Annotated in this window: 21 protein-coding genes and 2 tRNA genes; 11 read left to right on the top strand and 12 right to left on the bottom strand. The window is 70.3% G+C overall.

Features of this window, described 5'->3' with window-relative positions; translation table 11 throughout:
- The first annotated feature begins 105 nt into the window (after window positions 1–105).
- The 3 genes from VHU88_13735 (at window position 106) to VHU88_13725 (ending at window position 786) form a co-directional block, all read left to right on the top strand.
- Window positions 106–180: transfer RNA gene (locus tag VHU88_13735), tRNA-Asp, on the top strand.
- Window positions 181–370: 190 nt separating this feature from the next.
- Window positions 371–646, top strand: coding sequence for a DUF6458 family protein (locus VHU88_13730; protein HEX3612741.1), 276 nt, complete (start codon window positions 371–373; stop codon window positions 644–646).
- Between the two features lie 66 nt (window positions 647–712).
- Window positions 713–786, top strand: a tRNA-Phe gene (locus tag VHU88_13725).
- Between the two features lie 401 nt (window positions 787–1187).
- Here VHU88_13725 and VHU88_13720 read toward each other — a convergent pair.
- On the bottom strand, window positions 1188–1631 hold the full coding sequence (locus VHU88_13720) for a PIN domain-containing protein (GenBank protein HEX3612740.1): 444 nt from the start codon (window positions 1629–1631) through the stop codon (window positions 1188–1190).
- On the bottom strand, window positions 1589–1837 hold the full coding sequence (locus VHU88_13715) for a hypothetical protein (GenBank protein ID HEX3612739.1): 249 nt from the start codon (window positions 1835–1837) through the stop codon (window positions 1589–1591). The genes VHU88_13720 and VHU88_13715 overlap by 43 nt, the downstream gene beginning before the upstream one ends.
- 443 nt (window positions 1838–2280) lie before the next feature.
- Here VHU88_13715 and VHU88_13710 point away from each other — a divergent pair, with 443 nt between their 5' ends.
- From VHU88_13710 to VHU88_13690, 5 genes are all read left to right on the top strand, one after another.
- Entirely contained in the window at window positions 2281–2580 is a 300-nt protein-coding gene (locus VHU88_13710) for a SelT/SelW/SelH family protein (protein ID HEX3612738.1), read from the top strand.
- A gap of 186 nt (window positions 2581–2766) precedes the next feature.
- On the top strand, window positions 2767–3891 hold the full coding sequence (locus VHU88_13705; GenBank protein ID HEX3612737.1) for a glycosyltransferase family 1 protein: 1125 nt from the start codon (window positions 2767–2769) through the stop codon (window positions 3889–3891).
- Window positions 3892–3893: 2 nt separating this feature from the next.
- Window positions 3894–5021, top strand: coding sequence for a glycosyltransferase (locus VHU88_13700; GenBank protein HEX3612736.1), 1128 nt, complete (start codon window positions 3894–3896; stop codon window positions 5019–5021).
- A gap of 73 nt (window positions 5022–5094) precedes the next feature.
- Window positions 5095–5889: a GDSL-type esterase/lipase family protein gene (locus VHU88_13695; protein ID HEX3612735.1), complete on the top strand. Its 795-nt coding sequence runs from the start codon at window positions 5095–5097 to the stop codon at window positions 5887–5889.
- 58 nt (window positions 5890–5947) lie between these two features.
- On the top strand, window positions 5948–7354 hold the full coding sequence (locus VHU88_13690; protein HEX3612734.1) for an aldehyde dehydrogenase family protein: 1407 nt from the start codon (window positions 5948–5950) through the stop codon (window positions 7352–7354).
- Between the two features lie 93 nt (window positions 7355–7447).
- On the opposite strand, the gene VHU88_13685 is transcribed toward VHU88_13690, so the two are convergent.
- The 8 genes from VHU88_13685 to VHU88_13650 all read right to left on the bottom strand — a co-directional run bounded on the left by VHU88_13685 (window position 7448) and on the right by VHU88_13650 (window position 15077).
- Window positions 7448–8203, bottom strand: coding sequence for a DUF5134 domain-containing protein (locus VHU88_13685; GenBank protein HEX3612733.1), 756 nt, complete (start codon window positions 8201–8203; stop codon window positions 7448–7450).
- Between the two features lie 45 nt (window positions 8204–8248).
- On the bottom strand, window positions 8249–9184 hold the full coding sequence (locus VHU88_13680; GenBank protein HEX3612732.1) for a YcnI family protein: 936 nt from the start codon (window positions 9182–9184) through the stop codon (window positions 8249–8251).
- Window positions 9185–9598: 414 nt separating this feature from the next.
- Complete coding sequence (locus VHU88_13675; GenBank protein ID HEX3612731.1) at window positions 9599–11341, bottom strand: copper resistance protein CopC; 1743 nt, start codon at window positions 11339–11341, stop codon at window positions 9599–9601.
- Between the two features lie 97 nt (window positions 11342–11438).
- On the bottom strand, window positions 11439–12305 hold the full coding sequence (locus tag VHU88_13670; protein HEX3612730.1) for a hypothetical protein: 867 nt from the start codon (window positions 12303–12305) through the stop codon (window positions 11439–11441).
- 2 nt (window positions 12306–12307) lie between these two features.
- The gene (locus tag VHU88_13665) at window positions 12308–12643 is read right to left on the bottom strand and encodes a metal-sensitive transcriptional regulator (GenBank protein ID HEX3612729.1); all 336 of its coding nucleotides are present in this window, start codon (window positions 12641–12643) and stop codon (window positions 12308–12310) included.
- Between the two features lie 157 nt (window positions 12644–12800).
- Entirely contained in the window at window positions 12801–13541 is a 741-nt protein-coding gene (locus tag VHU88_13660) for a hypothetical protein (protein HEX3612728.1), read from the bottom strand.
- A 113-nt stretch (window positions 13542–13654) separates the two neighbouring features.
- A complete protein-coding gene (locus VHU88_13655; GenBank protein HEX3612727.1) occupies window positions 13655–14317 on the bottom strand; it encodes a class F sortase in 663 nt (220 codons plus the stop codon).
- Between the two features lie 13 nt (window positions 14318–14330).
- On the bottom strand, window positions 14331–15077 hold the full coding sequence (locus VHU88_13650) for a YcnI family protein (protein ID HEX3612726.1): 747 nt from the start codon (window positions 15075–15077) through the stop codon (window positions 14331–14333).
- Between the two features lie 250 nt (window positions 15078–15327).
- Between VHU88_13650 and VHU88_13645 the strand changes: the two genes are divergently transcribed.
- Window positions 15328–15957, top strand: coding sequence for a zf-HC2 domain-containing protein (locus VHU88_13645; protein ID HEX3612725.1), 630 nt, complete (start codon window positions 15328–15330; stop codon window positions 15955–15957).
- Window positions 15932–16432: a hypothetical protein gene (locus VHU88_13640; protein HEX3612724.1), complete on the top strand. Its 501-nt coding sequence runs from the start codon at window positions 15932–15934 to the stop codon at window positions 16430–16432. Before VHU88_13645 ends, VHU88_13640 begins: the two co-directional genes overlap by 26 nt.
- Here VHU88_13640 and VHU88_13635 read toward each other — a convergent pair.
- Window positions 16362–17264 (bottom strand): hypothetical protein, encoded by a 903-nt coding sequence (locus VHU88_13635; protein ID HEX3612723.1) that lies wholly within the window; start codon window positions 17262–17264, stop codon window positions 16362–16364. The genes VHU88_13640 and VHU88_13635 overlap by 71 nt on opposite strands.
- Before the next feature lie 194 nt (window positions 17265–17458).
- On the opposite strand from VHU88_13635, the gene VHU88_13630 reads away from it, so the two are divergent.
- Window positions 17459–18751, top strand: coding sequence for an ABC transporter permease (locus VHU88_13630; protein ID HEX3612722.1), 1293 nt, complete (start codon window positions 17459–17461; stop codon window positions 18749–18751).
- Window positions 18752–19242: 491 nt separating this feature from the next.
- On the opposite strand, the gene VHU88_13625 is transcribed toward VHU88_13630, so the two are convergent.
- Window positions 19243–19398 (bottom strand): hypothetical protein, encoded by a 156-nt coding sequence (locus tag VHU88_13625; GenBank protein HEX3612721.1) that lies wholly within the window; start codon window positions 19396–19398, stop codon window positions 19243–19245.
- Window positions 19399–19576: the final 178 nt, after the last annotated feature.

The raw sequence follows: 19576 nt of genomic DNA, 5'->3' as shown, positions 1-19576 counted from the left end.
TACATGCCCACGGACGCGATGCCTTGCGCAACAGGCCCCTGCGGTATGCCACAATGTCCAGCGACATAAGGCGGGGCAACCGGCCGAGGTCGAAGAAGTGAGCTAGGTCCCGTAGAGCAGTTTGGAGTGCTCGTCACCCTGTCAAGGTGAAGGTCGCGGGTTCAAATCCCGTCGGGACCGCCGCAGAACAAGCCAACCCGGGCATCCACGAATTCGTGGATGCCCGTTCTGATTCCGGGGCATCTCGCCGCTGCCGCGCTGGTCCGACCGTTTCCCTCAGGCGGGCAAGGGAAGCCTCCCGCCAGCGGCCAACCGCCGTGACGCAATCCCAAGCGGGGCGCCCGCCCCGCCCGCAAGTGGAGGTTCACACATGGGCATCGGTGCAGGCATCTTCCTCTTCGCCATCGGGGCGATCCTGAAGTTCGCCGTGAACGTCCACTCCAGCGACGTCAACCTGAGCAACGTCGGCGTGATTCTGATGTTGGTCGGCGGCGTCGGCATCCTGCTCTCGATGATGTTCTGGAGCAGTTGGGGCGGGTTCGGCGGACAGCGGCGCAGCACGGTCGTTACCGCGTCCGATCCGCGCTACGACTACGACAGCAGTGGGCGCCGGATCGTCCGCGAGGAGCACGTCGAGCGCTTCTGATCCCCAACGGCCGGCCGTCCCGCTCCGGGCCCCTCCGGATGCCTTAGACTCTGCGAGTCCGACCCGGGGCAGGTAGCTCAGTTGGTACGAGCGTCCGCCTGAAAAGTGGAAGGTCGGCGGTTCGACCCCGCCCCTGCCCACCGGAGCGATGTAGCGAAACGCCCCGCCCGAGCGATCGGGACGGGGCGTTTTCGTTCTTTGACAGCAATGGTGACAGCACCCGGCCACGCACGACGGCGACGCCGCTGGTCGAACAGCAGGGTCACAAGCCGTTCTCGGTCGCCCGAATCGGAGTGACTGTAACCGTCGAGCCAGTGCTCCCGTCGTCCTTCGTGCACAGTCTTACGAAGCCGCTCCCGACGTAGAGCCTCCGCACGATGAGCACACCATCAAGGCAATACGACGGCGATCGGCCGCAGTCGCTTCATCTGGCCCACGAAATCATCGAGGAACATCACTGGCCACCGGAGCAGCGCCCCGTCTCGGCGACCCGCGCGGGCGTCCGCCGAGCCGAACCGGCCCGCGACCGGAAGGCCGGCTCTCAGCAAGTCACTACCCGGATGTCGGGTGAATCGGCCAGCAGCGCCGTGAGGTCGTCCGGGTCGCTGGTCAGGACGACGCAGCGCGTCGTGCCGTGATGCTGCCTTGCGGCGAGGACCGTGGCCGCCACAACCGCGTCTACGGTCCGGTCCGAACTCGCCCGGCCGAGCAGCGCTCCGGCCGCCCGGCCCAGCGCCTCGTCGGCCGGCCAGACGTCCACCGCCTTGACGACGCTGTTGCAGCGGGCGTCCCGGGCCTCCCCGCGGATTACCTCGGCGAGCGTCACTGCCGAGACGATCACATCGGCATCGAGTTCTTGTGCTCGCTCCAGCCACGCCTGGACGGTCGGATCGCCCCCGGCGGCTCCCGCCAGACCCTGGGCGTCGAGGACGAGCAGATCGCTCAGGCTGGGCGCGATACGGCCTCGGCGGCGGGACCTGGCCAAAGGCGGCGCACCTCCTCCATACGCTCGACCGGGACCGGTCCGTTCTGCTCCCGCACCTCGGCCAACAGATCCGCCAGTGCGTCCCTCCGCAGCTGTCGGCGCACGGCCTCGTTCACGTACGCAGACACTCCTCGCCCGCCGACCCGCTCGCGGGTCTGGGCCAGCACATCCGCATCCAGACTCATCGACACCTTGGAGACGGTCACACGGCAATCCTACTTCAAGTAGGAATGCACCGGGCAAGCTCTCGGCGCCGTTCTGGCTCCGGTCAACTGACGCACCGTCAGCAATGTCGCGAAACGGTTCTCAATCGGGTACCTCGATGGTTACCGACCGACGTTCAAACTGATCGCGTTCCCGACATGGGCCATCGGAGACATCTGGGCCTCCGAGAACCTGCCTGCAGCACCCGCAACGGCGACCGTGATCGCCAACAGCGCTGCGGCCCGCAGCCAACGCGATGCCAGTCCACCCATCGGACGCCCCCCAAGAGATCGCTATCTGGCACCTGTTACCAGTGTTGCTGAAGTGACAATTGAGCAAACGTAGGGGACAGCAAACCCGATCCACTTCCGCCACACCGCAGGACATCCGAACCGACACGGTCACCGGCGGGCCGGTCGCGTGGGCGGGCCGCTAACTTGGCGCCGTGACCGCAGGCGGCGGACCGGCCAAGGCCCGGCTGAGCATCGAGTACTGCACCCAGTGCCACTGGCTCCCCCGTGCCGTCTGGGTGGCCCAGGAACTGCTCGGCACGTTCGAGGCGGACCTCGCCGAAGTGGCACTGGTGCCCGGGCACGGTGGCGTGTTCGTCGTCCGGGTCGACGGCGAGCCGGTCTGGGACCGCGCGACGCAAGGCTTCCCGGAGCCCACAGCCCTGAAGCGGGCCGTCCGCGACCAGGTGGCCCCGGACCGCGACCTCGGGCACGCCGATCGCTCCTCAGACTGACCGACGACCGGTGTGGCGAGGCGCATCGGCGTCGCCTGGTGTTGGGCCACCGTTCCGCGCCCGGAAACGTCACCGCCTGCTGATCGCCAAACGGCGGCCCAGGTAACCCAGGTTGTGCCCGCAGTTCACCGAACACCCGTGCCGTGGCTGCAATCTGATCACTCGTCAGGTCAGATCCTGCGTGACGTGAGAGTTGCTGTGATCACCGAGTCGTTCCTCCCGCAGGTCAACGGCGTCACCAACAGCGTGCTCCGGGTGTGCGATCACCTCGACGCCCGGGGACACGAAACGCTCGTCTACGCACCCGGCGGTCCCGAGTGCCACGGGCAACCCGACCACTACAACAACACCCCGATCTTCCGCGGGCCGTCGCTGGCGCTGCCGCGCTACCGGGACTTCCGGTTAGGCCTGCCCGACCCGAACCTGCCCCGCCTGTTGCGGCAGTGGCAGCCGGACGTGGTCCACCTCGCCTCGCCTGCCTCGGTCGGTGCCTACGGCGCCTGGATCGCACACCGGCAACGGATTCCGACCGTCGCGATCTATCAGACCGACCTCGCCGGTTTCGCCTCCCGTTACGGGCTGCGGGTCGCCGAACGTGTGCTGTGGCGTTGGCTGCGCAGCATCCACTCGGTCGTCGGCCGGACGCTGGCGCCGAGTCGGCACGCAGTCGCCGAGTTGAACCGCAACGGCGTGGACCGGGTGGAACACTGGGCCCGGGGCGTCGACCTGGTCCGCTTCCACCCCGACCGCCGCGACCAAGAGCTGCGGCGGCAACTCGCTCCGAACGGCGAGATGATCGTCGGCTACATCGGCCGACTGGCCGGTGAGAAGCAGGTGGAACTGCTCGTCGGGCTGGACCGCGAACCAGGCATCCGCCTGGTGGTCGTCGGCGACGGGCCGCAGCGCGACAGCCTGGAGCGTCGACTGCCCGGGGCGCGGTTTCTCGGTCTGCAGCACGGCGAGCAGTTGGCCGCCTCCTTCGCCTCGCTCGACGTTTTCGTGCACACCGGCGCGCACGAGACGTTCTGCCAAGCCGCGCAGGAAGCTCTGGCCAGCGGGTTGCCGGTCGTCGCGCCGGCGGCGGGTGGCCTGCTCGACCTGGTCGACGACGGCCGCAACGGCCTGCTGTTCAGGCCGAGTGACGCCACCGACCTGCATCGCGCGCTCCGCAGTCTGCGCGACGACCCGACCCGGCGGTCGGCGCTCGCGGCCGCCGCGCGGCCCTCGGTGGACGGCCGCACCTGGACGGTGATCGGCGACGAACTGATCACCCATTACGAACAGGTCGCCGCGGCCGGAGTGGCGGCCTGACGGTGACTCAGATCGTGCAGTGCGCCAACTTCGTGACCCCCCGCTCCGGGGGGCTGCGGACTGCGATGCGCCATCTGGCCGAGGGCTACGCGGCCCTCGGCCATGAGGTGGTCCAGATCGTGCCGGGCCACCGTGACGAGGTCGAACGGACGCCGTGGGGCACCATCCACAGGCTGCACGCCCCGGTGCTTCCGGGCAGCGGCGGCTACCGGGTTATTCCGCGCCCGGCCCGGGTGACCCAGCTGCTCTCGGCACTCGCTCCCGACCGGCTCGAGGTCCACGACCGGCTCACCCTGCGCGGGCTGGGTCGCTGGGCCCGGCGCCATGACCTGCCCGCGATCGTCGTCGTGCACGAGAGGTTGGACCTGCTGGCCGCCCGCCTGGTGCCCGGCGGCATGCGCCTGCGCCGGATGATCGACGCCGACAACCGACGCCTGGCCACCGGCTTCGACACGGTCGTGTGCACCACCGACTGGGCCGCGCAGGAGTTCGACCGCCTGCCCGCGCCGAACTTGCGCCGCGTCCCGCTCGGCGTCGACCTCATCGGTTTCCACCCGGCCAACCGGGACTTCGCGCTGCGGCTGAAGCTGTCCCCGGACGGTGCCGCACTGCTCGTCACGGCCGTCCGACTCTCGCCGGAGAAGGCCCCGATGCGGGTCGTCGAGACCGTGCGGGAACTCGTCTCCCGGGGCCTGCCGATCCGGTGCGTGATCGCCGGCGACGGCCCGCTGCGGGAGCGGATGGAACGCGCTGCCGCCGGGCTGCCGATCGAGTTCGTCGGGTTCCTTTCCGACCGTGGCGAACTGGCTCGGCTGCTCTCCTCAGCCGACGTCGTGCTGGCTCCGGGGCCGATCGAGACCTTCGGCCTGGCGGCCCTGGAGGCGTTGGCTTCCGGCACGCCGGTTGTGGTCGATGCGGCCAGCGCGCTGCCCGAGGTGATCGGATCCGCGGGGTGGGCCGTGCCGGGCAGGCCCACCGCCTTCGCCGACGCCGTCCAGGAGGTGCTCGGGCTGCCCCGCGGGCCGGCCCGCACCCGGGCCCGAGAGCGCGCCGAGACCTTCGACTGGGCCCGCACCGCCGCCGGGTTCCTGGACGCCCACGAGGTCGAACCGCGGGTCGTGGTCCGATGAGCGAGCTTGCGAGCGACTCAATGTCACAGTCGCAGCCCACCCCCAGCGCGCACGCGCGGATCAACGTCCGCCGATGAGCGCCGGCCTGGCTGTGCGCGGCGAGCCCACCGGCACCCCGGACCGGACCGGACCGGTCCGGCGGCACCGCAGCCGGGTGCACGTCTCGCTGGGCGACAGCATCGCCTCCGGCGAGGGCGTCGGGCTGGAGGTCGCGCCCGCGGACACCTGGGCCGGGCTGCTGGCCGCCGCGGCCGACGCGCCGTTCGTGCCGCTGGCCCGCGGCGGGGCACCGGTCGCTGCCGTGATCCGGGACCAGTTGCCGGTCGCGCTGGAACACCAGCCGGACCTGGCCTACGTCTGCGTCGGGCTCAACGACTTGTTCCGTTCCGGCGGGGCGACCGAGCAGGCCCCGGCCGCGATCGCGGAGCTCGTCCGCGAACTTCGGCAGGACGGGACGCGGGTCGTCGTGACGCGCCTGCACGACCCCACCCGGATCCTGCCCTTCCCCGGTCGGCTGGGGCGCTCGATCCGAGCTCACGTCGCCGCGATCAACGAGTGCCTCGACGACTTCCGTTCCGACGCCGGCGTGCACCTGCTCGACGTCGCCCCGTTGACCGAACAGCCCGAGTGCTGGGCCGTGGACCGGATGCACCCCTCGGCCCACGGGCATCGGATGTTGGCAGCGCACGCAGCGGCGGGGCTCGGCCTGCGCATCGACGTCGGACCCGCGCCGGCCGCGCCCAGCGCCGCCGCCTGGTGGTTCTGGTTGGCCCGCCACGGGGTCCCGTGGCTGGCCGCCCGGACCCCGGAACTGATCTCCTCCGAGCCGCTGCGCCGGCACGCGCAGCGGCTCGCTTATTCCGGCTGAGCCCCGTCGCCGGAATCTGACGCTGCCTCACCTGCGCCTGGAGAGGTCAGAATCGCCCATGACCGCAGACACCGCCGAGTCCGTCGAGATCGCCGAACTTCTCGCCCGAGCCCGAGCCGCGCAGGCCGCGATCGCCGACTGGTCGCAGCAGCAGGTCGACGCACTGTGCACCGCGGCCGCCTGGGCGGTTGTGCAACCGGAACGCGCGCAGGCCCTGGCCGAACTCGCGGTCGCCGAGGGCGGGTTCGGCACCTACGCGGACAAGCTGACCAAGATCCAACGTCGGGTGACCGGCACACTCGACGACATCCTGCGCGTGCCGACGGTGGGCGTCGTGGAGACCGACCCGGCGCGCGGCCTGGTGAAGATCGCCAAGCCCGTCGGGGTGGTGGCCGCGCTGATCCCGACCACCGGCCCGGAGGCCACCCCGCCGGTGAAGGCGTTGTTCGCGTTGAAGGGCCGCAACGCGATCGTCATGTCCCCGCACCCGCGGACGGCGCGATCGACGGCGCTGGTCGTCGAGCACCTGCGCGCGGCGTGCGTCCAGGTCGGCGCCCCGGCCGACCTGGTGCAGACCATCGCGCGGCCCTCGATCACCCGCACCCAGGAGCTGATGCGGCAGGCCGACCTGGTGGTCGCGACCGGTGGGGCGGCGATGGTTCGCGCGGCCTACAGTTCCGGCACGCCGGCCTACGGGGTTGGCGTCGGCAACTCCGTGCACGTGGTCGACGAGACCGCGGACATCGCCGATGCCGCGGCGATGATCGTCGCCGCCAAGACCTTCGACCTGGCCACCAGCTGTCTTGCCGACAACGCCGTCGTCGTCGAGGCGGGGGTGCACGACGTGCTGCTGGCCGAACTGGTCGCGCGCGGCGGACACGTGTGCGACCAGGACGAGAAGGAGGCGCTGGCCAAGGCGATGTGGCCGGACGGCGGCCACATCCCGACCCTCGACGTGGTGGCCCGCCCGGCCGGCGAGATCGCCGCGCTGGCCGGGTTCGAGATCGCGGCCGACCGGACGTTCCTGATCGTCACGGAGGACGGTTGGGGCCCGGCGCACCCGTTCTCGGGGGAGAAGCTGTCGGTGGTGCTCGCGCTCTACACCTACCGGGGCGGGATCTCCCACGCCGTGGCGATCGTCAACGGGATCACCGGCCACCAGGGCCTGGGGCACACCTGCGGCATCCACACCAGCAGCGATGCCAACGTCGAGGCGTTGGCCCATGGCACCCGGACCGCGCGGGTGATGGTCAATCAGAACCTCAACGAGGGCGCCGGCAGCCCGCGCAACGGGCTGCCGTTCACGCTGAGCCTGAGCTGCGGGACGTGGGGCGGGAACATCACCACTGAGAACGTCAACGCCCGCCATTTCGTGAACCTGACGTGGGTCTCGCGTCCGATCCCACCCCGCGAGATCGACCCCGACGCCCTCTTCGCCGGGCACTGGGTCCGCCACGGCCGCTGAGCCCCGCCCAGATCATCGATGATTGAGACGTCATTGGACCGTCGGTTTGTCCGGATTCCGTGACGCCTCACGTATGAGAGAACAACGCTCAGATCATCGATGATCGGAGCGCAGTAGGTCGGGGGGGCGCAGCGGCAGCGGCAGCACGACCGCCAGCGCGATCATCGCGACCACCGCCGCCAGCAGGCTGTCCGCGGTATGGCCGGGCGTGGTCGCGTGGGCCACGAACTGCAACGCCTGGTCGTCCATCCCCAGGAACATCCACGCCATGCCCAGGGCCATCACGGTCCCGGACAACGACAGGTCGACCGGCACGCTGCCGCACAGGCGCGAGGCGCACACCGCCCCGGCCGGCCGCGGGTGCAACGAGAACGGGACCCAGGACAGCCGTTCCTCGTCGGCCTCGGCGAAGTGACGCCGGCTCCAGCCGGCCGCCTCGACGACGTAGAAGACGACGAACGCGTAAGTCAGCACGTGGTAACCACCCGGCGTCGCGCCGGACATCAGCGCGTACATGAACGCCATCGCCAGCATCGCGATCAGCTGGGTGAACCACAACAGGTTCACCGCCCGACCGCGCGCCCACTCGTAGATCACCCACGCCATGATCGTGGCGGCGATCACCAGATAGGCGGCCTCCCAGGCGCGGGCCGGTGCCGGCTCACCACGCCACGGGGTGAACATGTAGATCATCCCGAGCGCCATCGCGACGTGGGTGAAGTGCCAGGCCCGCGGCTGCGCCCTCATGTAGCTGACGTGGACCAGGTGGTTGGCCAGCACCCAGCCGTAGAGCACCACCCAGATGCCCCGGGCAGGCCACGACAGCAGGTCGAAGCCGCCGGAACTCATCGAGCCCACGGGCACCTGCTTCCCGACCCGGATCCGGCGCGCGGATCAGTGGCCATCGGAACGCGCTCCCCGTGCCCGGCTCAACGCGTTCATCGCGAGCACCGCGGCGGTCATCGCGGCGATCAGCGCCGCGATCGCCACGACCAGCGCGACATTCACCGAGTCGGACTTGCTGCCGGACATGTCCATCCCGGACATCCCCGACATGGCCATGTTCATCGACCCGCCCGAACTCGGTGCGGGCGTCATGCCCGACATGGGCATACCCGGCATCGAGCCCGCGGAACCCAGGGTCACGGTCGGGGCCGGGTGCGCGGGTTCGGCGGCGCCCGGCGCAGCCTGGTCGATCCAGCGCACCACGGTGCCGTCGCTGTAGGTCTGGATTGCGGCGAAGATCAGCGAGGACCGGTCGGCGGGCATCGCCGCGGAGATCTCGAACTGCTGGAAGGTGCCGGGGCGGATGGCAACCGACGAGTCGCGGGCCGTCCAGCTGATCGACCCGATCGCCGGACCGCCCGAGTCGCCGTCGGAGTCGGCCGAGGCGCTCGGGCTCGGTGCCGCGGTCGCCGTGGGGGTGTCGTCGGCCCGGGCCACGCCCGGCATCGACATCCCGGACATTCCCGACATCCCGGGCATGTTCGGCATCGGGGTCGACTGCGGGGCGGCGGTTGCGGTCGCCTGCGGCGTCGTGGGCTGCGGAGAACTGGTGGCGGACACCGGTGCTGCCGTGGTGAAGTCCCAACCCGGCTTGGAGAGCAGGCTGACCTCGTGCAACGCCGCGCCATCGGCCAGAACCAGCCGCAGGGCAACCGTCGAGGCATCGTCCTTCTCGTCGGGCACCGTGAAGGTCAGCGTGGCGTCCTGACCCGCGGGGACGTTGGTCGGGGAAACGGTGACGTGCGCGGACGCGGCGCCGGCCGTGACCAACAAGGTCCCGGCGAGCGTCAACCCGGCCAGCAATGTTCGGACAGCGCGGGGCACCGAACCACCCTTCTCACGGCGACAGCCGCCGCGCAGACGAACCCCCGGACCGCGACACCGCGGCAGGGGGCCGACGATTCGGTTGTCCTGCCGCAACCATAAGAGTCGCTCCGCGAGTCGCCCGAGTTCCCGAATTGATCATGACCGAATCCGGGACCAACTTTCATCGCCGAGTGGCCGTTCCGGCCACCGGTCGGCGGGGAGTACCGTGCGTTCCGGCCGGTCGAAGCCCTGCTCCGAACCAACGGATAGGACTGATGGTCATGTCGGACCCGGAGACGAACCACGCGGAGGGCTGCCCGTGCAACCCGTGCAACTGCGGCGACAAGTGCGAGTGCGGGGGCTGAGCACCCGCTGACAGCCCGTGGGGCGGTCGGGTCGGCAACGACCCGGCCGCCCTGCCTGCGTCCGGAGTCAGTGCAGGACGAGAGTCACGGTGCCGACGCCGGAGTCGATGTCCGAGGTCCGAACGGTGACCGTGATCGTCCAGGTCCCCGGGAACCCCAACGGGGCGCCGTTGACCACGTAGTGGCCGGCACTCGTCCTGGTGAGCGTCAACGGGATCGGCTCGATGCCGCGGGCGGGCAGCGCGGCGGTGGCGTCGACCTCTACCGGGTCCAGCGAGCCACCGCCGCCCGAGGTGGTCACGATGTTGATGGTCGGGCTCCCGGCCATCGCCGGGCTGATGCTGATCGTGGCGACCGGACCGGTCGGCAGCGTCACGCTGCCGCTCACCGACCCAGCCGCCATCGACATGCCGGGCATCCCCGACATGCCTGCCGACGAGCTCTCGATGTGTGGGTCGGAGACCACCAGCAACGCACTGAACACCAGCACCACCGCGGCGATGACCAGTTCGGCGGCCACCGACTGCCGCAGTCGACCGAGGACCGGCGGCGCCGGCTCGGCGGCCCGCATCGCGCCCAGCGACGCACCGGCCGGGGTCGTCCCGATCCCGGACTGGGTCCAGGCCTGGACCCGGCTCCGCCCGAGGTTGCCGAGCAGGACCAGCAGCACCAGTCCGCACGTCTTGGCGATGATCCAGTGGCCGTAGTCGCTGTCGGCCAGTGCGTGCAGGCTGCGCAGTTCCCGCCAGGCCTGGATCACGCCGGTGACCACGAGCAGGCCCACCGCCCACATCGCGGTGCGCGACCACCGCGCCAGCACCACCTCGAGCCCGGGCAAGGGCGCCGGCAGCAGGCGGGTGGCCAGCAGGGACAACCCGCCCAGCCAGGTGACCACACAGACCAGGTGGATCACGTCGTCGGCCACGGTCAGCGCCGGGACGTCGGACACCGAAGCGTGTCCGGCCCAGGAGAAGCAGGCCAGCAGCGCGACGCCGACCGCGGCGCACACGCCGTCGAGTCCCGGCAGGCGACGCGGCGTGGAAAGCAGCACTGCCAGCAGCACCGCCAGCACCAACCGCGCGATCGCGGCGTGCCCGAAGGTCGAGTGCAGCACTGCGCGGACCGCACCACCGGAGAAGACCTTGTGCACCGGGACGCCGTCGGCCAACGACGCCTGCAGCGGCAGCGCGACGACCGCCGTGATCGCGACCAGCGCCGCGCCCGCGACACCGACGAGCCGCACGAACCGGTCTCGCCGACCTGCCGGCCAGCAAAGCAGCACGAAGAACAATGTGCCGACCGAGCCGATCGCGCCGACGTAGCCGACCCACCGGTTCACCGCGGCCAGCGGCTGCGTCGAGCCCGGCGCGCCACCGCCCACGCTGATCGCCGGCGCCGCCCCGCCGCTCACATTGCCGACGGTGAACGGGATCGCCCCGGCGACCGGGTGGGTGTCGGCGGAGACGACCCGCCAGGAGAACACGTAGGCGCCGTCCGCCAGCTTGCCCGGAACGGCCACCGTCACCTTGGTCCCGGACTCCTGCGGGGCCGCCAGTGTCACGTCCGATCCGGTGCGGTCCAGCAGCCGGAACCCGTCGGGCACGAAGCTGACCGTCTCGCCGAAGGTCAGGCTGACGTGGTCCGGTGGGGCGGTCAGGCGGGCACCGGCGACCGGATCGGTGGACAGCAACTGCGCGTGGGCGAAGGCCGGACCGGCACCGACGACACCGATTCCGAGCGTGCCGAGGATCAGCAGCAGCAGCGCGACCAGGCGGCCGGCCGCGGTGCGCGCGAGCCTGGGCGCAGGCACGGCGAAGCCACGCTCCGTGCCGCACACGCCGCTGACCACAGGTCGGCGCCTCCCTCCGTGCCCAATGAGTCGTCTGTCGACCACCGTCGGTTCCCGGCTACCCGACCTTGATGTCCAGCGGAACCTCGTGCACCACCCCGGCGGTCTGGAACTCGACGAACAACCGGTACTCCCCGGCGGTCGTGAACAGCGAGGCCAGCGTGAGCACCGGACCGCCGACCGCGTTCGGGTCGGCCCTCGGCGGGTTCTCGTTCGGATGCACGTGCACGGCGGCCAGGTCGCCCTTCCGGAAGCCGGTGACGTGCGCGTACGACTGCAGGTACTGCTGCAGATCGCCGACACCGCGAGCGCCTTGAGTGAAGTGCAGATGCAGGTTCGGACCGTTGGCCTTCGCGGTTTGGTCCAGGCCCACCGTGTAGCCGGCCACGGAGGCCGTGCCGTAGGTCGGGGTGTACGGGGTGGGTCGGTAGGTGCCGGGGATACGCAGGTCGGAGCCGAGAATACGGTCGGCGAAGTTTCCGTCGGATTTCAACGCCTCGAACTCCGCGACCAGTCGGTACGGACCAGGCCTCGCGAACGTGATCGGCACCGACCACTTCCCGGTCTTCGGGTCCAGGCTCGGGTGGACGTGCTCGAAGCCGGTCAGGTCGCCACGGACGACGTACAGGTGCAGCAGCTTGGTCTGCTGGAGCGTGAAATCGGTCTGCGGCTTGCCGGTCGGACCGTTGATCACGAAGCTCAGCGTCCCGGCCTGGCCGGCTTTGTTCGGGGCGTGCAGGTCGACCAGCGAGTAGCCGTCGACGGTGTTCGTGCGGCCGTCGCCCTCGAAGGCGGCCATTTTCATGCCGGGCATGGACTCGCCGACGGCCTGCGCGACGTCCGGGCCGCTGTGCCCGCCGCACCCCGCGGCGGTCGACGCGAGCACCACCGCTGCCGCGGCGCTGCCCAGAGCCTTGACCCGCATCCTCAGGACCGCACCAGCCGCGCGATCGCCTCGGAGGCCTCGCGGACCTTCGCGTCGATGCCGTCCTGGCCGGGGCCGGCGTGCGCGACGCAGTGGCCGAGGTGCTCGGTGAGCAGGCCCAGCGCCACCGCCTGCAGCGCCTTGGTGGCCGCCGAGACCTGGGTCAGCACGTCGATGCAGTAGGCGTCCTCCTCGACCATCCGGCCCAGCCCCCGGACCTGGCCCTCGATGCGGCGCAGGCGCTTGAGCCAGACCTCCTTGTCGACCGTGTAACCGCGCGAGTGCTCGCCCGGTGGCTCGAGGTGGCGGCCGGACTGGTCCGCGCAGCAACCCGCGATGTCGCTCTCCACTGTGGCTCCCGCGCCGTGCCGATCGACGAGTCCCGAAGAGGGCCCGACCCTGCCGGTCGGGTTCGAGCCGGACCCTCTTGAGCACAAGTCGTCCGGAACCGCCCACCGGTTCCCGGTTACGGGGGTCTTCCCCCGGGGGCGCGGATCAGAGCTGGGACTTGGACCAGTCGACCGTCTGGAACGGGTAGTCGCTGCCGACGTCGAGCTGGATCGCGGTGCGCGAGCCCAGCGGGATCGTGGCCGGGTCGCCGGTGAACTTCGTGCCGTTCACGTAGGCGGTGACGGCACCGGTCTCGCTGCCGACGGCGTTCGCGTTCAGCGGCTGGCCCCAGATCGCGAAGAAGTCCCCGAGCGTGTAGGTCTTCGGGGTCGGCGACTCGATGTGGACGATGCCGTCGTTGGTGTGCGTGTGCAGCCAGTAGTAGCACTTGCTGGCCGCGGCGAACGGGCCGCCGGGACCTTGCGTGATCTGCGGAGTCACGATCCCGATGCCGGTCGGCACAGGGCGCAGGGTGCCGTTGACGTAGATCGCCAGGTGGGTGTGGATGTGGTAGGCCACCTGCTCGGACGCGTCGCAACTGACGCCGTTGACGGTGGCTCCACTGGCCGCCTTCTCCAGACCGGCCAGCACGGTGCCGGCCTCCAGCGGGATGCCCTCCGGGCCGGTGCCCGACGGGGCGGCCGAAGCGGCCGGGTCGGGCTTGTTCTTGTCCCCGCCACCCTTGTTCGCGACGCCGATCCCGATGCCGGCGCCCATCACGCCGACCACGACCACGACCAGTCCTCCGAACACGAACTTCCGCTTGCGTTCCGAGCGCTTCTGGGCCGCCCGCATCTCCGCGATCTTCCGGGCACGGTCGCTGTCCGGCTTACCGCTCTTGCCCATCAGGTTCCTCCACCACACTGTCCCGCCGGCCGATCATGCCGTTGCGGGACAACGTAGCGTCCGCGACTTGGATTGCCGCGGAGTACCTGCTGCGTGCGGGGACATTGCCCGCCTCAAGCCGGGTCGGGGACCGCGAGCACCACCAGGTTGTCGGGGTAGGAGTGGCTGGCGTGGTCGAAGACGCCGCCGCAGGTGACCAGGATCAGCCGCAGCGGGCCGTCGGTGGTGAACAGTTGGTCGGCGGGCAGCAGGTCGCGCGGGTACTTCTTGTAGTCGACCACGCGCCAGCGGGTCACGGTCCCCGAGCCGTCGGCGAGCAGGACGTGGTTTCCGTCGCGCAGTCGGCGCAGGTTGACGAAGAAGCCGATGCCGTACTTGTCCGAGTCGACATGGCCGTCGATGACCACCGCCCCGGACGCATCGCCGGGCTTCGCGCCGCCCTGCCACCAGCCGAGCATCGTGGGGTCGTCCGGGATGCCGAGGCTGCCGTCGGCGGCGGTGGTCACCGGCAGGACCGGTGCGCCCGCGCCGAGCTCCGGCAGCGTCAACTGGTGCGGCGCGGCCGAGTCGTCCGGGGCGGCTGACGGGTCCGGCGTCGGCATCGGCGCAGCGGGCGATTCGGCGGCCACGCTGATGCCGCTCGAGGCTGCGGGTGGAGCCGCCGGGAGTGCCATGATCGCGCCGTAGCCGGCGATCAGCGCCCCGGCGGCCAACGCCAACCGCGCACCCGGACCGCTGGGCGCGGACCCGGTGCGGCGGGGCGTCTTGTCCGTCATTCGGGCCGGCGGCTCAGCGGCGGACGAGTCGACGCGCAGCCAGCGCGGCCACGCCCAGACCAGCACCCAGGGCCGTCAACGGGACGACCGGGACGGTCGAGGAACCCTCGGAGGCCTGCCCGCCGGTGCCCGCCTTGACCATGCTCGGCGCGGGGGCCTTGCTCGGCGCGGGGGCCTTGCTCGGCGCGGCGGCCTTGCTCGGCGCGGGCGCCGCGCTGGTAGCCGCGGCCTTCGCGGTCGGGGCGGCTGCGGCCTTTGCCGCGGGCTGCAACTTCAACGTGGGTGCCGGGTGGGCCGGTTCGGGGGCGCCGGCGGGCGCCTGCTCGATCCAGCGCACGACGTTGCCGTCGCTGTAGGTCTGCAGCGCCTTGAATACGATCGTCGGGGACATCGGCAACTTGTCGACCTTTACCGGGAACTGCACCGAGTCGTCACCGCTGATGGTGCCACCGGAGAAGACGATCTTGTCCGGGCTCACCTGGCTGGTCCACCCGGCCGGTGCCTGGGCGGTCACGCCGGTCAACGGAGTGTCGGTGGGCAGGTCGATCTCGACCTGCTTGGTGCTGGCGTCGGCCTCCTCGTTGGGGACCTTGAACGTCAGCGTGGCAGAGCCGCCTTCCTGCGCACCGGGGCTGTGCACGGTCACGTGCGCCGAGGCTGCCGCCGCCATCAGGACGACCAGAGCGGCGGCCGCAGCCGGGACCGCGGCGGTACGTCCGAGTCGGACGCCGCGGATCGGACGAGAGGACTCCGTACTCAACTTCTGCCTCCTGCTGATCGAAGCGGGCACCGGGGGCGGGTGCCCGAGGATCCTCGTCCGGAAAATTCCGGTACTCGGACACGGTGCAGGTCGCCGGGCAGAAAGTTCAAGTTCCCCCGATTCGGCCGGATTTGCCTGGTTCGGGGGGAGATTTGACCTTTTGCTCCTTCAGGTGGTCTCCAAGTCGCCCTCATCAACGTCGTGGAACCGCCGGGACGGCGCCGACGACTCCTCCGGTATGGGATGCGAGATGTGGCGGGAAGCGCTCTCGGCGGGGGCCGACGGCGAACCGCTCGGGGTCGAGGAGTCCTTGCTGCAGGCGCATCTGCGCAGATGCGCGGAGTGTGCCGCCTTCGAGGCCGGTACGCGCCGGGTGCACCGCGCGACGCGGGTGCACGCCAGCGAGCCGGTCCCGGACCTGACCGCCGCGATCCTCGACCAGTGGGCGGCCGATCGGCCGCAGCCGGGTCGGGCAACGGTGCTGCTCCGTTGGGTGCTGGTGCTGGTCGCCGCGCTGGAGATGGGGCTGGCGGCCCCCGAACTGCTCGGGCCGTGGCACGCCGTCGGCGAGTTGGGCACGTGGGAGGCCGCCTCGGCGGTGGGATTCCTGTCCGTCGCCGCCAGGCCGCGCTGGGCGGCGCAGATGCTCCCGATGCTGAGCGTCGCGACCCTGCTGACCGTCATGGTGATCGCCCACGACTTCGCGTTGGGCACCGTGGCGATCTCGCAGGAGTGGCCGCACGCGTTGCTGGTAGCCGGCGTCACCGCGTTGGCCGCCATCGCTCGGCTGAACCGTTCGTCGACTCCGCCGGACCCGCGCCGCACCGCGTGGGTGGGCGGCGGCACCGGCCACCGTGCCCGCCTCCACCGCGCCGCCTGACACAGCACCGGACGTCCGTCCGCCGCTGCCGCCCCGGCACCGGCCCAATCGGCTCGTCCCGGTGCTGCGGTGGGGGCTGGTGCTGCTCGCGTTGGTGGGAATCCGTTACGGCATCGAGGGTCTGCGCATCCCCAGCACCGCGGACCGGGAGCTGGCGGCCTGGCAGATCGCGACCGCGGTCGGGCTGCTGACGGCCGCGTGCCGGCCGGTCGCGTCCGAGGCCTTGCTCCCGACGTTGGCCAGTGCGGTCGGGCTCACCGCGGCGGTGAGCGTCCGCGACATCGCACAAGGCCGGACCTCGACGCCGCAGGAGTCGCCGCACCTGTGGTTGGTGATCGCGTTCGCGGTGACCGTCGTGCTGTGGATGGCCGCCGACGGCCGCGCCGAGGCCGGCTCGGAGCCCGTCAGGAGTTGGCGGGCAGCGGGATCGTCGGGGACGGCGTCGGAATCGTCACCGGGGTCCCGTAGCCGGTGAAGTTCATGGTCAGGTCCAGCCCGCCGCCGGGCGTCGGGGAGATGATCTCGAGCCGGACCGGACGCTGCTGCGAGTCGACCCAGACGTCGACCGAGAGCGGCTTGATGGACAGCGACGGGTAGATCTGGCCGAGCGCGGCGCGGGCGGTCGAGTCCAGCGCGGTCGTGCTCGCCAGCTCGGCGGCGCTGACCTCACCGACGTAGTGCGAGGTGCTCGGCAGGCTCGTGCCCTCGGTGGTGAGGTGCACGTTCCGGGAGGCCTGCAGCAGCTTCAGCTCGACCCGCGGGTCGAGCTGGTCGAGCTGGGTCTGCAGGCCGGTGGCCGCCGCATTTCCCGAGGCGTTGGCCGGGACGACCGCCCAACTGCGACCGGAGTCCCACCGGACCGACTGGACGTAGAGCTGCCCGCCCACCGACCGGAACTCCATCGAGCCGGAGTCGTAGCCCATCGTCATCAGCTTGGTGACCTTGGCATCCAGCGCGATCGGGGAGCCGCCCAGGGTGCCCTGCCCGTTCGGCCAGGCCGACATCATGTCGCTGCCGCCGACCGTGAACGTGTAGCTGACACCGGAGATCGAGTTCAGGGAGTCCGCGATCGAGCCCAGGGTGGCCGCCGCGACCGGCGCCCCGGTGGCGCCCGCATCGGGCGTCAACGTCGGGGTCGTGGTCCCCATGGCCATCCCGGCCATGCCCGCCGTCGAGCTCGCAGCGGCCGGCGCGGTCGGGACACTGACCCCCGACGTCGAACCGCTGCCGCAACCGGCCAGGACGAGGGCCGAGGTGAGCGCGGGCACCGCTCGGGCAAGCCGCCGCAGCCCCACGGATCGCGCCACCCCAGCCCCCTGTTCCGACCGCCATGGTCGCGCCTACACCGATTCAGACGTCAGCCCGAGCGCGATAGTTCCCTGTTGATCTTGGTGGCGCCTTGGAGCGCCGATTACCCCGGGCCCACCGGTTCGGGGCGTTCCTGCCCAGATCAGGACAGCTGGGCTGGGGCTTTTCGGGCGTTGCAGTGCATGATTCCGTGATGAGGCTAAAAGAGAGCGCGCGTTTCGCCTGGACGGGCGTCGTGGCGAACAAGATGCGCTCGCTGCTGACCATGCTCGGCATCATCATCGGCGTCGCCTCGGTCATCACCCTGGTCGCGGTCGGCACCGGTTCCAACGCCGCCGTCCAGGCCTCGATCAACCGACTCGGCTCCAACAGCCTCTTCGTGCTGCCGACCGCCACGGTCGCCGGCGGCCAGGGCAGCGCATTCCTGGCCCAGGCGCGGCGCATGCTCGGGCTGAAGGCCTCGCCGGACAACAACACCCGCTACCGCAAGCCGGTGCTGACCATGGAAGACGCGGCGGCGGTCGTCGACAACCCCGAGACGCCCCACGTGACCGGGGTGACCCCGGCGGTCGTCGTGCGCTCGGTCCCCACCGTGCTCGGCAGCTCCTCGCACACCACCCAGATCATCATCGGCGCCACTCCGGCGTACCTGACGATCAACAACGACACGATCGCCGCCGGTTCGCTGTTCACCGACGCGGACTACCTGGCCCACCGCCGCGTCGCGGTGGTCGGCACCAGCGTCGCCGCGGACCTGGTCGACGGCGACTCCGCCGAGTTGGTCGGAAAGACCATTCGGATCAACGGCCAGCCGTTCCTGGTCACCGGGATCTTGGGGTCGAAGGGCTACTCCGGCCAGCAGGATCTCGACGACAAGATCTTCGCGAACGAGAGCGCGGTCGCGGACAGCCTGTACGGGTACTACCCGCCCGGCCAGTCGCCGTTGAGCGCCCTGGATGTCCAGGTGGAGCCCGGCCACAGCGCGGACGCCCAGATCGAGGTCACGAAGCTGCTGCTGAAACGGCATCAGGTCGACATGGCGAACCCCGACTTCGTGGTGTTCAACCCCTCCGCGGTCCTGGCCGCCGGGTCGTCGGCCAACAAGACGTTGACGATCCTGCTCGCTGCGGTCGCCGGCATCTCGCTGCTCGTCGGCGGTATCGGCGTCATGAACATCATGCTGGTCTCGGTGACCGAGCGAACCCGGGAGATCGGCATCCGGAAGGCCATCGGCGGCAACCGGCGGGACATCATCGCCCAGTTCCTCGGTGAGGCCGTGATCCTGTCCATGATCGGCGGAACGATCGGCGTGGTGATCGGGGTGACCGTGGCCCACTTCCCGATCGCCGGCGTGCAACCCCAGATCGCGCCGTACTCGATCTACCTGGCCTTCGGCGTCTCCCTGTTCACCGGCCTGTTCTTCGGCTTCTACCCGGCCAGTCGCGCGGCATCGCTACGCCCGATCGAGGCGCTCAGATATGAGTGATTGAGCCGAGGGGAGCGGGCGCCGCTCACCAAGGAGCCACAGCCGCGAGCTTGCGAGCGGCGGCCGCTCCCGAGGCGATTGAAGGCTCGTTGACGAGCGGCGCCCCGGCGCCGCGAGGAACACAGCACTTAACTACGGCAGCTCCCGAAAATAGCCTCTGCAGAAACGGAGGATTCGCCGTCACCATTTCATCGTGGACGGAAGGTGATCGACGAGCCGCGTCGGTCCACGGAACTGTTGGTGCCGGGCGCGAGATCGGAGCAGGCCTAACACCGACTCGGACCTGCAGCAGCAGTTGGCTCTGGACGCGTTCGGGAACCCGGGGTGGGCCGCTCGACGCTCTACCGCTCCTTGAGCGAGGCCCACTGAAAGCAGCCCGTCGTGCGCACGATTGCTAATACGTGTTTGGGGACCGGCAGGGCTGCCGGTCCCCAAACAGGATGTTCTTGATTTTTGACGTGCTAAGCGTTGCTCGGACGTTCTCCGATTATCTACTTGATCGTTCCCGATGCGATGTCGAACGTGTTGCTGGTGCCGTCGGACGAGCTGATGGAAAGCACCCCGTCGGCCTCACTGAGGATCTTCAGCGTACTGCCGACCACGGCTGGCAAGGAGTAGTAGGTGCTGCTGAGTTCAGCTCCGTCCACGGTGCCCTGGTATACGTGCACGTACAGGCCGGGCTGTCCGTTCGGGCGGTCCGTCCGTCGTTGAGCTTCGAACGAATGGACTAGATCACCTCATCATTTTGATGACCGGAAAACTTCCTCCTCGCTGCGTGGCCGAGCTTCTTGCCGGGGTTTGAGGTGATCGTTTAGAAGAATGTCC

Source organism: Sporichthyaceae bacterium (assembly GCA_036269075.1).
In the GTDB taxonomy this organism is placed as follows: Bacteria; Actinomycetota; Actinomycetes; order Sporichthyales; family Sporichthyaceae; genus DASQPJ01.
This window is presented reverse-complemented; position numbering and strand designations above follow the sequence as displayed.

What these genes read in the sequence shown, in the direction of transcription:
- VHU88_13660 (HEX3612728.1), bottom strand. Translation starts at nt 13,541, where the DNA reads ATGGGCAAGAGCGGTAAGCCGGACAGCGACCGTGCCCGGAAGATCGCG.
- VHU88_13655 (HEX3612727.1), bottom strand. Translation starts at nt 14,317, where the DNA reads ATGACGGACAAGACGCCCCGCCGCACCGGGTCCGCGCCCAGCGGTCCG.
- VHU88_13685 (HEX3612733.1), bottom strand. Translation starts at nt 8,203, where the DNA reads ATGAGTTCCGGCGGCTTCGACCTGCTGTCGTGGCCTGCCCGGGGCATC.
- VHU88_13730 (HEX3612741.1), top strand. Translation starts at nt 371, where the DNA reads ATGGGCATCGGTGCAGGCATCTTCCTCTTCGCCATCGGGGCGATCCTG.
- VHU88_13630 (HEX3612722.1), top strand. Translation starts at nt 17,459, where the DNA reads ATGAGGCTAAAAGAGAGCGCGCGTTTCGCCTGGACGGGCGTCGTGGCG.
- VHU88_13670 (HEX3612730.1), bottom strand. Translation starts at nt 12,305, where the DNA reads ATGCGGGTCAAGGCTCTGGGCAGCGCCGCGGCAGCGGTGGTGCTCGCG.
- VHU88_13695 (HEX3612735.1), top strand. Translation starts at nt 5,095, where the DNA reads ATGAGCGCCGGCCTGGCTGTGCGCGGCGAGCCCACCGGCACCCCGGAC.
- VHU88_13645 (HEX3612725.1), top strand. Translation starts at nt 15,328, where the DNA reads ATGTGGCGGGAAGCGCTCTCGGCGGGGGCCGACGGCGAACCGCTCGGG.
- VHU88_13690 (HEX3612734.1), top strand. Translation starts at nt 5,948, where the DNA reads ATGACCGCAGACACCGCCGAGTCCGTCGAGATCGCCGAACTTCTCGCC.